This window comes from Pseudomonas sp. A1230 (assembly GCF_044218825.1).
GTDB lineage: Bacteria > Pseudomonadota > Gammaproteobacteria > Pseudomonadales > Pseudomonadaceae > Aquipseudomonas > Aquipseudomonas iridis.
Genome location: NZ_CP162582.1, coordinates 2,308,100 through 2,319,958, shown reverse-complemented (window position 1 = coordinate 2,319,958; position 11,859 = coordinate 2,308,100). Strand labels below are relative to the sequence as shown.

General features: G+C 57.3%; 8 protein-coding genes. 6 read left to right on the top strand and 2 right to left on the bottom strand.

What is annotated here, in order from left to right:
* Positions 1-7: 7 nt before the first annotated feature.
* The 4 genes from AB4P97_RS10950 to AB4P97_RS10935 all read left to right on the top strand — a co-directional run bounded on the left by AB4P97_RS10950 (position 8) and on the right by AB4P97_RS10935 (position 3,696).
* Positions 8-397 (top strand): RidA family protein, encoded by a 390-nt coding sequence (locus tag AB4P97_RS10950; RefSeq protein ID WP_016984340.1) that lies wholly within the window; start codon positions 8-10, stop codon positions 395-397.
* A gap of 211 nt (positions 398-608) precedes the next feature.
* Positions 609-1,373: an IclR family transcriptional regulator gene (locus tag AB4P97_RS10945; RefSeq protein ID WP_395602643.1), complete on the top strand. Its 765-nt coding sequence runs from the start codon at positions 609-611 to the stop codon at positions 1,371-1,373.
* Positions 1,374-1,416: 43 nt separating this feature from the next.
* Positions 1,417-2,631: an amino acid deaminase gene (locus AB4P97_RS10940; RefSeq protein WP_042559391.1), complete on the top strand. Its 1,215-nt coding sequence runs from the start codon at positions 1,417-1,419 to the stop codon at positions 2,629-2,631.
* A 132-nt stretch (positions 2,632-2,763) separates the two neighbouring features.
* Complete coding sequence (locus AB4P97_RS10935; RefSeq protein ID WP_042559390.1) at positions 2,764-3,696, top strand: sugar kinase; 933 nt, start codon at positions 2,764-2,766, stop codon at positions 3,694-3,696.
* Positions 3,697-3,838: 142 nt separating this feature from the next.
* On the opposite strand, the gene AB4P97_RS10930 is transcribed toward AB4P97_RS10935, so the two are convergent.
* The gene (locus tag AB4P97_RS10930) at positions 3,839-4,114 is read right to left on the bottom strand and encodes a peptidylprolyl isomerase (RefSeq protein WP_025112520.1); all 276 of its coding nucleotides are present in this window, start codon (positions 4,112-4,114) and stop codon (positions 3,839-3,841) included.
* 51 nt (positions 4,115-4,165) lie between these two features.
* On the bottom strand, positions 4,166-6,703 hold the full coding sequence (locus tag AB4P97_RS10925; protein ID WP_042559389.1) for a PAS domain-containing protein: 2,538 nt from the start codon (positions 6,701-6,703) through the stop codon (positions 4,166-4,168).
* Positions 6,704-6,830: 127 nt separating this feature from the next.
* Between AB4P97_RS10925 and AB4P97_RS10920 the strand changes: the two genes are divergently transcribed.
* Both AB4P97_RS10920 and AB4P97_RS10915 read left to right on the top strand, forming a co-directional pair.
* On the top strand, positions 6,831-7,940 hold the full coding sequence (locus tag AB4P97_RS10920) for a PilT/PilU family type 4a pilus ATPase (protein ID WP_395602642.1): 1,110 nt from the start codon (positions 6,831-6,833) through the stop codon (positions 7,938-7,940).
* A 130-nt stretch (positions 7,941-8,070) separates the two neighbouring features.
* Complete coding sequence (locus AB4P97_RS10915) at positions 8,071-11,838, top strand: hypothetical protein (protein WP_395602641.1); 3,768 nt, start codon at positions 8,071-8,073, stop codon at positions 11,836-11,838.
* The last annotated feature ends 21 nt before the right edge of the window (positions 11,839-11,859 follow it).

Sequence of the window (11,859 nt, the reverse complement as noted above, 5' to 3'; positions counted from 1 at the left end):
AATACCCATGAGCATTACTCGTTACGGCACCGGCAGCACCGCCGCAGGCGGCCAGCCTCGTCCATTCGCGCGCGCCGTTGAAGCTGATGGCTGGCTGCACGTTTCCGGTCAGGTGCCAGCGGTGGATGGCGAGATCATTGTTGGCGGCATCGTCGAGCAGACCCACCAGACCATGAAGAACCTGATCGCGATCCTCGAAGAGGCCGGGTATGGCCTGGAAGACGTGGTGCGTGCCGGGGTGTGGCTGGATGATCCCCGGGATTTCAGCAGTTTCAACAAGGTATTTGGCGAGTACTTCAAACCGGAACATGCGCCGGCGCGGGCCTGTGTGCAGGCGAGCATGATGGTTGATTGCAAGGTCGAGATCGACTGCATCGCGTACAAGAAGAAGGTTTGAGTGAAGGCTGCCCCTCACCCTGGCCCTCTCCCGGGGGAGAGGGGACTGATTTGTGTCGATGCAGGATTTGTTGTCAGGCGAAGGCATCTGCATCGATATGGTCAGGCTCCCTCTACCTCCGGGAGAGGGCGGGGGGGGAGGGCTGCGATCCGACTGACACAACAACGCGGGCCAGTTACCATCCCGGCAACTTTTATGGGAACCCAATGACATGACCGAAGACACCATCAAGCGCCGGGCACGCGGTCTGGACCGGGCGTTCGATATTCTCGATTTCCTCAAGGAGATCGGCCAACCGCTGCGTCCGAACGACATCGCCAACGGTATCGGCAGCCCGAAATCCACGGTCTACGAACTCGTCGCGTCCCTGCTGGAGCGACGGATTCTGGAACCGGTGGGCAAGGACGGTCACGTCTATCTGGGCCGGCAGTTGTACTTTCTCGGGCAGGCGCATTTGCGTCATTTCGACCTCAGTCGCGAGGCCGATCATGCCTTGCAGGAGATCGTCAGCCAGACCCGCGAAACCGCCCAGATGTGCCTGCTCAACGGGCGCAAATACACGGTGGCGTTGATGAAGGAGGGCGAGCGGCATTTCCGTATCTCTTCCGATATCGGCGAAAACGCGCCGATCCCCTGGACCGCGTCCGGGCGTCTGTTGCTCGCGCATCTGAGTGACCAGCAAATCATCGACCTGATCGACGAAGGCGACTACATCCTGCCCGACGGCGAGCGGTTGCCGCTGGAGCGCTTTCTGGCGGAAATTCGTCAGGCCGGCATCGATGGGTTCTTCTCCTTCGACAGCGTCGCCGACACCTTCACCCACTGCTTCGCGGCACCGGTCAAAGACCCTGCCGGCGTAGCCATTTGCACCTTGTGCATCGTCGCCCCGCGGGCCGACGCCAAGACCCATTACAACGACTATCGCCGGGTATTGATCGAGAGCGCCAACAGCCTCGCCCGGCGCATCAACGAATAACCGCGGCTGCCTGCGGCCGCGAATGAATCCGAGGAGTTTGACCATGACGACTGCCATCAATACTGCTGTGGAAAAGGGCGACGCTGCCATCGGCGCGCATCTGGTGCGAGACGTCAGCCTGCCGGCGCTGGTGCTGCACCGCGAAGCGCTGGAGCACAACATTCGCTGGATGCAGGCATTCGTCAGCGACAGCGGCGCCGAACTCGCGCCCCACGGCAAAACCAGCATGACCCCGGCCCTGTTCAAGCGTCAGCTCGACGCCGGTGCGTGGGGCATCACTCTTGCCAGCGCCACTCAGACCCGCGCGGCCTACGCCAACGGTGTGCGTCGTGTGCTGATGGCCAACCAATTGGTCGGCACGCCGAACATGGCGCTGATCGCCGATCTGCTGGCGGATCCGTCGTTCGACTTCTATTGCATGGTTGATCACCCAGACAACGTTGCCGATCTCGGCGCTTACTTCGCCTCGCGCGGTGTGAAGCTCAACGTGATGATCGAGTACGGCGTGGTCGGTGGTCGATGCGGTTGCCGCAGCGAACAGGAAGTCATTGAGCTGGCCAAGGCAATCAGCGCGCAACCGGCGCTGGCGCTGACCGGCATCGAAGGATATGAGGGCGTGATCCACGGTGATCACGCGGTCAGCGGCATCCGCGAATTTGCCGCGTCGTTGGTGCGCCTGGCCGTGCAGTTGCAGGACAGCGGTGGGTTCGCCATCGCCAAACCGATCATCACGGCGTCGGGCTCGGCTTGGTACGACCTGATTGCCGAATCGTTCGAGGCGCAGAACGCTGCTGGCCGCTTCCTCAGCGTGTTGCGCCCCGGTAGTTATGTGGCGCACGACCATGGCATCTACAAAGAGGCGCAGTGCTGCGTGCTCGATCGTCGCAGTGATCTGCACGAAGGTCTGCGTCCGGCACTGGAAGTGTGGGCGCACGTGCAGTCGCTGCCGGAGCCGGGTTTTGCGGTGATTGCACTGGGCAAGCGTGACGTGGCGTACGACGCCGGGCTGCCGGTGCCTCTGCTGCGTTACCCGGCCGGTGTGGTGCCGGCGGTGGGCAAGGACGTTGGCGCGTGCAAGGTCACGGCAGTGATGGATCAGCATGCATTCATGACGGTGGCGCCGGGAGTTGAGCTGCGCGTTGGTGACATCATTTCCTTTGGTACATCCCACCCCTGCCTGACCTTTGACAAATGGCGCGTGGGCTTGCTGGTGGATGAGCAGTTGTCGGTGATCGAAACCATGGAGACGTGTTTCTAGGGCTTCAGACCGAGGCGCTGCCATTCGCGAGCAGGCTCGCTCCCACAAGGATCGCATTCCAACTGTGGGAGCGAGCCTGCTCGCGAAAGTGTTTGTCCAGACACCATCGATCATCCAGAGACACCACAAAAAATGACCACTCTCAGCCCCTTGGGCCCCAACACCCCACGCATCGCTCTGATCGGCGAATGCATGATCGAACTTCAGCAGCGCGCCGACGGCAGCCTGCAGCAAAGCTTCGGCGGCGATACCCTCAACACCGCCGTCTACCTGTCGCGCGCCATGGGCGATAAAGCGCAAGTCGATTACGTTACCGCGCTGGGCGATGACAGCTTCAGCGACGCCATGTGTCAGAGTTGGTCGAGCGAAGGCATCGGCCTCGATCTCGTACAGCGCTTGCCCGGACGCTTGCCGGGTCTGTATTGCATCCAGACCGACGCCAACGGCGAGCGACGCTTTCTCTACTGGCGCAACGAGGCGGCCGTCCGCGATTGCTTTACCACTGCCGCAGCCGAGCCGATTCTGGCGGCGTTGCCGGATTACGACGTGCTGTATTTCAGCGGCATCACCCTGGCCGTGCTCGGTGCGCAGGGCAGGGAAAGATTGATCCAGACCCTGATCGATGCTCGCCAGCGTGATGCGCGGATCGTCTTCGACAACAACTACCGGCCACGTTTATGGGCGTCAGTGGCAGAGGCGCGTGCGGCTTATCGCAGCGTGTTGCCGCACATCGATCTGGCGTTGCTGACCGTGGATGACGAGCAGGCGCTGTTTGGCTTCAGTGACTGCGATGCGGTGTTCGAAGCTTACGCGCAGATTGGCACGCCGGAAGTGGTGCTCAAGCGCGGCGCTGAGGCGTGCCTGATTCGGTGTGACGGTGAGGCGTTTGCAGTGCCGGCACAGAAAGTCGAGAAAGTCGTGGACACCACGGCGGCGGGGGATTCGTTCAGTGCGGCTTATCTGGCGAGTCGTTTGCTGGGTGGAAGTCCAGAGGATGCGGCCGAGGCCGGCCATCGATTGGCGAGCCAGGTGATTCAGGTGCCGGGGGCATTGATTCCGAGGTAAAAGGTGGATGGCCGCTTGCTGCGCAATCGGTTCGCGGGCAAGCCCGCTCCCACAGGGATCACCGCTGTGCATACGATCCATGTCACCCAGCAGGTCCCTGTGGGAGCTGGCTTGCCAGCGATGAGGCCCGAAAGCCGACCACTCAATCCCGGTAAAACACCTGCACCAGGTGATAGCCGAATTTGCTCTTGATCGGCCCATGCACCGTGCGCAGCGGCTTCTTGAAGATCACCGCATCAATCGCACCGACCATCTGCCCTGGCCGAACTTCACCCAGATCGCCGCCGCGCTTGCCGGACGGGCACGTCGAGTATTTCTTCGCCAATACATCAAACGCTTCACCCTTGGCGATGCGTTGTTTGAGCTGTTCGGCCTCTTCGGCGGTTTTCACCAGAATGTGGCGGGCTTGGGCTTTCATCGTGCGGTACCTGATAACGGGGTGACGGCGGGGCGCGGATTATGCCTCAACTCAAGGCGTCTCGCTGATCATCGTGCGGATCTTGCTGGCCAGCAGCTCAATCGAAAACGGCTTGGCCACCATGTCCATGCCGTCCTCAAGAAAGCCCTGACGTTCGGCAGCCTTCTGCGCATACCCGGTCATGAACAGCACCTTGAGCTTCGGATGATGCTGGCGTGCGATTTCCGCCAGTTGCCGCCCGTTCATGCCCGGCAGCCCGACGTCGGTGATCAGCAGATCGACGCGCACATTCGACTCCAGCAAAGGCAGGGCGGTCCTGGCGTCCTCGGCCTCGTAGCCGTTGTAGCCCAGCTCCCTGAGCAGATCGAGCACCAGCATGCGCACCGCCGGGTCGTCTTCGACCACCATCACGGTTTCACCGGCGGCGATCGGCGCAGGTTGCTCAACGAGTTCAGCCTGCGGGCTTTCCGGCTCGCTGCCATGCAAGCGCGGCAAGTACAGACGCACGCAAGTACCCTGGTCCGGCAGGCTGTCGAGGCTGACATGGCCGCCCGACTGCTGCGCAAAACCATAGATCATCGACAATCCCAGACCGGTGCCCTGGCCGATGGGCTTGGTGGTGAAAAACGGATCGAATGCCTTGGAAAGTACCGAAGGCGTCATGCCGCTGCCGTTGTCGCTGACCGCCAGCATCAGGTAATCGCCGGCCTTGACCGGTTCCAGCGTGGTGATGTCATTGCCATCGAGATAAACGTTGGCCGTTTCGATCAGCAATTCACCGCCATCGGGCATGGCGTCGCGGGCGTTGATTACCAGGTTGAGCAGGGCGTTTTCCAGTTGGCTGACGTCGGTGCTGACAGGCCAGAGGTTTTCTGCGAGGCGTAACGTGAGCGCGATCGGATCGCCCTTGGTGCGACGGATCAGATCTTCCAGCGAATGGATCAGCGCGTTGACGTCGAGGGTTTTGCGATCCAGTGACTGGCGCCGCGAAAACGCCAGGAGGCGGTGCGTCAGCGCAGCGGCACGGTTGGCGGACGACACGGCGGCTTCGGTAAAACGCCCGATTTCGTCGGCCCGACCATTGGCAATATAGCGTTGCATCAGGTCGAGGCTGCCGATAATCCCGGTGAGCATGTTGTTGAAATCATGGGCGATGCCGCCGGTGAGCTGACCGACCGCTTCCATCTTCTGTGCATGGCGCAACGCATCTTCGGCGCGCTCGCGTTCGAACATCTCGTTCTGCAAGCGCTCATTGGCCTGGGCCAATTGTTCGGTGCGGGCGCTGACGCGTTCTTCAAGTGTCTCGTTGAGATTGCGCAGCGCCTCTTCGGTTTTCTTGCGCTCGGACTCGTCGATCACAAAGATGTAGAAGCCGTTGACCGCGCCATCCGCTCCGTGGCGGGGCAAGTAGTTCATCAGCGCATGCCGGGTGCTGCCGTCGCGATGGGGCGTGTACAGGCTGAACGAGCAGGGCCGTCCGGCCAGCGCCTCGCCGATGTACGGCGAACGCAGGAAATAGGCCTCTTCTCCGATCACCTCGCGAATGGTGCGGCCATACAGCTCTTGCGGCGTCAGACCGTACCAGTCGAGATACGCCGCGTTATTCAGGCGAAAGCGTTCTTCGTGGTCGACGTAGCTGATCAGGATCGGCATGGCGTTGATGACCAGTTGTAATTCGTTCTGACTCTGGCGCAACGCATGTTCGTTCTGTTTTCGCTCGGTCAGATCCAGGGCTGCACCGAGAAAACGCACCGGCCGGCCATGGTGATCCTTGTAGCAGCGGCCGCGAGCGAATACCCAGCGCTGCTCGCCGCCGGGCAACAGCAAGCGGTATTCCTCGGCGTATTCCGTGCCGTGGGTGATGCAATGTTTGATGCTGCGGGCCAGCAGCGCACGGTCTTCGGGGTGAACGCCATTCAGATAATCGCTGATGGGCAATTGCCCGGCGCGGGCCGGATCAATGCCGTGCAACTGGGCAAAGTGCGCGTCGGCAATAAAGCGATCTTCACCGATGTCCCAGTCCCAGGTGCCGACCGCATCGGTGGCGGCGAGCGCCAGTTGCAGTCGCTCTTCGGTGTTGCGCTGAACCCTGAGGCTTTCATCAGAACGCTGCTGCAACTCCAGAGCGATGCGCCGCCGTTCGTTGGTTTCAATTGCGGTGACGAGGATCCCGGCTACCTGTGCGTTTTCATCACGGATCGGGCTATACGTCAGATCAAGCCAGAACTCTGAATCCTTGCCATCGTGTTGCAGGGTGAAGCGCTGTTCACTGTAGGTGCGTACCTGACCTTGTAGGACGGCGCTGTAAATCGGGTCGGTAAAGTCTCGAAGTTCGGGCCATATCTGGTGCGCCGGCTGTCCGAAAGCGTGCGGGTGCTTGCTCCCGGCGAGCAGGGCAAAGCCGTTGTTGTAGATCTGCGTCAACTCCGGCCCCCACATCAGCAACATCGGCATCGGCGAGTGAATCACGATGTCCACGGCGGTGCGCAGGCTCTGCGGCCAGGTGCCTGCAGCGCCCAGAGGGCTGCGGCTCCAATCGGTACGGGCTATCAGTGCCTGGGCGTCGTTGCTGGTTGGTACAGCGTTCATCGTTGCATCCTGAGCGTCAGTCGGTAGGGCGGCGTCTACTATCCTAATCTGGTAGACGCGCATTGGCTCGCGGCGTCACGGCGCGGGTCCTCTCTATTCATTGCAAGCTTCGCAGGTGCTTTTAGCCATGGAAATCGATGCACTGCTCAAACAACTGGCGAGTCGTCATGGTTCGGACCTGTTCCTCTCCACGGGCGCACCGCCCAGTGCACGTTTTGAAGGCGTGCTTACCCCGTTGAGCGAGCAATCATTCAAACCTGGCGAGGTGGCAACGGTAGCCACCTCCCTCATGGACGCCGAGCAGCGCAGGGAGTTCGACCGGGATCTGGAAATGAACCTGGCAATCTCGCGCCCCGGCATCGGTCGCTTCCGGGTCAACATCTTTAAACAGCGCAACGATGTATCCATTGTGATCCGCAACGTCAAACTCGATATTCCGCGTTTCGAGGATCTCAAACTGCCGCCAGTATTGCTCGAAACCGTGATGCTCAAGCAGGGGCTGGTACTGTTTGTCGGCGCCACCGATTCGGGAAAATCAACCTCGCTGGCAGCGCTCATCGATCACCGCAACCGCCACAGCAGCGGACATATCGTCACCATCGAAGACCCGATCGAGTACATCCATCGCCATCAGCGGTCGATCATCAACCAGCGTGAAGTCGGGGTCGACACTCGAAGTTTTCACTCCGCGCTTAAAAATACCCTGCGCCAGGCGCCGGACGTGGTGCTGATCGGTGAAATTCGTGACCGTGAAACCATGGAGCACGCGTTGTCATTTGCCGAGACAGGGCATCTGGTTTTGTCGACGTTGCACGCTAATAACGCCAATCAGGCGTTGGATCGAATTATCAATATGTTCGCTGAAGAGCGCCGGCCGCAGTTGCTACAGGCGCTTGGTAACAACTTGAAAGCATGTATTTCGCAGCGTCTTGTGCGCACGGTTGATGGAAACCGCAGAGCTGCCGTAGAGGTGTTGCTGGGTACGCCGACCGTAGCCGATCTGGTCCGACGTTGTGAGTTCGGGGAGCTCAAAGCCATGATGGAAAAATCCGCGGCTATGGGCATGCAGACATTTGACTCAGCCCTGTTTGCGTTGGTGTCGACGGGTGTAATTACTGAGGAAGAGGCGTTAAGGAATGCCGATTCGGTCAACAATCTGAAGTTGCGCTTGAAATTGATCGGAGAGAGCAAAATTGATCGAAACTCAACGGCGGGAGAGTGGGGTTTAATGGATTGATATGCTGATCAGTAGGCTCGATATTGATTGTTGGTAATATCGCTTAATATCTTCGAAGTGGACCCGTCCAGTCTGGAAGTTGAGTATTGTCAAGTTTGACGATAAACAATTAACTTGATGGGATTCCATAATGGATTTTAAGAAAAAAAATAAGATTTTTCAGTCATCAACTAAAGCTCTGGCTGAATTGAATGGCAAGTTGGCTGCGGATGCTGCTGAGTATCTTCAGGTAATTGATGAGCTGGAGTTGGCGCTGGAAGAGAGTAAAGAAGATCAGGTTATCAAATGGTACGCTCGCGAAGTAGCGTTGCAGGCGGGATCCTCAATGTATGAAATTTATAATCCCGGCAGACTTTTGCTTAACGACTTTCTGCAAACGAATCTTGTCATTGGTATGATTAATCGGGTGGGGGCGCGTGAGCATGATGGTCTTGTTCGGGTCGGGCCTGATGAGAAAATCGAAGTCTATGGTCCGGATGGTTGGATTGACCTGCGTGCGCGCACCATCCTTGGTTGGTATGAGGAGTATACGAGGCCTTTGAAGTTGATTGCGGATATATCCCGCGCAGCAGGAGGGTATGTATGGCCGGACCTGGATATGACCCTGGACCAGTGGTTTCGCTTTCATGAGATTGATCCGCCGAAAAATAACGCAGAAGTCAGGAACTTGATTGCCTTGTTGAAGTTTGATCCGGTCGTTGATAATCCCGTCAACTATTGGGAGCACTTTCAGGAGGGTGGGCAGGGGTTGTTGAAACTCACGCAGGACGAATTTTCAGAGATCAGGCGGGCGACGACAAAAATCACTTTAGGTAGGAAACTTCTCACAATATTGCACAGCATTAGCGGGCGGCCACGTATAACGCATAAGAACGCCGCTCAGCAAATAAAAAACCTGGTTACACACGCTGGCTCGCTAGTGATCGCCAGAAGATATCTCGAAGAGCTTGAATGGTTTGGCGCAAATGCACAGGAAGAGGTATCTGAGAGCGTGCTGGCCCAGCTATTGATAACGGCTATATTGCTCGACCTTCATACATCGATTGACCAGAGTATCCGACGCGGACGTGTTGCCGAGTTTGATTTATATGCAGCGACAAACGTTGAACGACATGCCTCGTCAGTACTTCATGACCTGTCGAGCTTTTTGCAGACCAAACAATGGGTAGACGCTGCTCTGGCGCCGCTTGCGGCGCATATGTTACTGACTCGCATTGCACCAGAGTTTCTCGTATCTGGAGTACCGTCGTCAGTTACACTTGGCTCGATTGCGTGGATCAATTTCAGTCGTGGCGTGACGCTGGTTAACGCGGTTAAAACCGGCGCCGCTCAAGTGATGACCTATACCCAGATCATGGCTTACGCTGACTTGTATCCGGTAAGTGACGCGCAGAGACATCTACGGGATCTGACCATGATCGACCCGATTGTCGATTGGGCGCTGCTTAATCAAGTAGTGACGCGTGCAGAGCTTGATGAGGCGGAGGAAGCTACTACAAAACGAGCAATTGCGGCATTCGAGCAGCATGCCGAGAAGTTTAGCCAAATAGCCCAAGCCTTCTCGACAGTGCTACCTGACAGGGCGAAAATTGCCCGTGCGGCATTGAGTGTCGCGGCGCCGGGCTGCGACACTCTGGACGAAAAAGCACTTTCCGAACAAGGCGGCCAGCAGATCATGTCCATGGTTGATTTGCATCAGTCTGGCGATCTGGTTACCGGCAAGTGGGACCGGCGCACCGTCCGCTTGATCACGAACGGGGTGCCGCGACCGGCCATCAATTACAACCCTTCGGGCGTTAGTCTTTATAAGCATTACCCACAATTACTCGCGCTCAAATCCTGTGATGAGGAGATGGATCGTCAGTTGGCGGTGTATCGCAGTGATTTGGATGAGGCCATGTTGACGACCGTAAAAATGGCGTTGGCGCTGATGCCCGATACTGATCTGCACGCGTTCATGAATGCAAAGATCCACTTTCTCACCGTGCGTGGATCCGCGATCTATACGGTCACCAAGCGCATCGGCGGGCCATTGGACAAGGATTTTCAAAACGAAACACTGCAAAGCCGAGACGCTGCAACCGGTCGTTTTGGCGTTGTGATGTTTGCGACTTACAACAATGCCGTCATCTGTTATGAGCTGTTCACCTCGCGCGGAGAGTTTCGAAAAAATGACGCATTGGGTGAGTTGATTGTTCGCCAGCGAACACTGCAGCAGCGCTCAAGGATGAGTCGCCCGGCTGACCTGACATCTCAACTGCCTTTTACCTCCCTTCAGTTATTGCCGCTCAATGTGAAGTGTTACACCCATGGTGTTGCGCCAGACGCTTCGATCAGCAGTAGCATGGCCTTTATCGATAACTTTGGTGCGCTGCCCGAGCCGCAAACAACTGCGAACCCCAAGATGGGATTTTATCAGCGTATCAACGATCCCGACGTTGCACGTATCGCGGAGTTTATTGTTGCTCATCGACCGTTCCTGAATGCTCGGGAACTCAGAGAGCTAGTTCGTGTACCCACGCCTTTGGAACTCTCCCGAGAAGAGGGCGAACGGCTGATTACTTATTTCATCAACCTGGTGGTGCCGTTCAAGAAATGTATCGAGGACATTACATCCGGTGAACACGACAAAGTGGTAGATGGGATCTATGGTTGCTTGATGGACGGCATCGGGCTGGTGGGAACGGTCGCGGGAGCCAGTTCCAAAGTGTTGAGTATTTCAGCGAAGGCCATTTCTACAACGGCAAAAGCTGCGCGTTTTACCAAGTTGGCGTTTACCTCGGCGATTTCGCTATTCAACCCACTGGACGGCGTGCCGTCTGGCATACAGTTAGGTGGAAAACTGGTACACAAGGGTTTTTTGCGTTTCAACAAAAACTCGCATGCTCTTATCGCGAAGGCGAACAAACAGCTGCGCTCACTCAGGCCGCGACAACACCCACATGTTTTGTTTGACAATAATGGTAGCGCACAATTCGCGCTCGGCACCTGGCGCCCCCGCAGCGTAGCGAGCGATGCCGTGGCGATCCTGGCCGTGCGCCGGAACAATAAATGGTACGCCTTGAATCGTCGCGGCGACGTCTGGGGCAAACCTCTGGACGGTTTCAGGCAGAACGCGCCATTGCCATTGCCTTACCCGACAAAGACCTTGCCGGAGAGCTATTCGCGAAGCTTCATCGACAAAAGTCTGCCGCGCGCGCGAGCGAAGATCGATAATGCCCTTGAAGCCATAAGCCGTCATGACTTCAAACGCGATTGCAGTCGAGTGATGAAAATATTATTCGGCGACTCGTCATCGGTAGCCATAGATCGTTTGATTATCTACCTGCGCTTGATCCGTTTCGATTTTGCCGGGTTTTCGCTAAGCAATATTGTGCTTGACGCCATCAAGGAGAATGAAACTATCGCAGCATTCGATGTTAACGCTTATAAACGCTGGAAAAATGAAGGCGCAACCGATGGGGCTGATCAGGCTTTTGTTGAAATATATACAAAAAACCTCAACAAACATTTCATCAGCCTGGGCTTTAATCATGACGTCGTAGCCGATGATCTGATTCACGAGTTATTCCATGCGAGCGCGCAGACGGACGATGTGGGCTACGCGACTGACGCGCAGGCAGAAAAGACCGAAGGACAGCAACTGAATGTGGCAACACTGCTCAATATTGCATCGGGCTGTCTGCCGGTGTCAGAAGGCAGCACGGTTTGTCATGCGCCATCCAAAGCCTTTGAAAATGCAGATTCGCTGGCGATGGCCACTTCACTTCTGAGCCAGCTTTGCACAGACAAAGTGACGTTCGACCGCAATATGGCGGACATCACCAGTGCTCTTGAAGCCAGTGGCGCAAACGCCATTACCGAGCCGGTTATTATCACTCTGAACAAGCCGGCGTGATTATGTAGGCCGCGATCTGAC

Excerpts from the sequence above, each read along its gene's own strand:
- AB4P97_RS10950 (WP_016984340.1), top strand. The coding sequence starts at position 8 with ATGAGCATTACTCGTTACGGCACCGGCAGCACCGCCGCAGGCGGCCAG.
- AB4P97_RS10945 (WP_395602643.1), top strand. The coding sequence starts at position 609 with ATGACCGAAGACACCATCAAGCGCCGGGCACGCGGTCTGGACCGGGCG.
- AB4P97_RS10940 (WP_042559391.1), top strand. The coding sequence starts at position 1,417 with ATGACGACTGCCATCAATACTGCTGTGGAAAAGGGCGACGCTGCCATC.
- AB4P97_RS10935 (WP_042559390.1), top strand. The coding sequence starts at position 2,764 with ATGACCACTCTCAGCCCCTTGGGCCCCAACACCCCACGCATCGCTCTG.
- AB4P97_RS10930 (WP_025112520.1), bottom strand. The coding sequence starts at position 4,114 with ATGAAAGCCCAAGCCCGCCACATTCTGGTGAAAACCGCCGAAGAGGCC.
- AB4P97_RS10925 (WP_042559389.1), bottom strand. The coding sequence starts at position 6,703 with ATGAACGCTGTACCAACCAGCAACGACGCCCAGGCACTGATAGCCCGT.
- AB4P97_RS10920 (WP_395602642.1), top strand. The coding sequence starts at position 6,831 with ATGGAAATCGATGCACTGCTCAAACAACTGGCGAGTCGTCATGGTTCG.
- AB4P97_RS10915 (WP_395602641.1), top strand. The coding sequence starts at position 8,071 with ATGGATTTTAAGAAAAAAAATAAGATTTTTCAGTCATCAACTAAAGCT.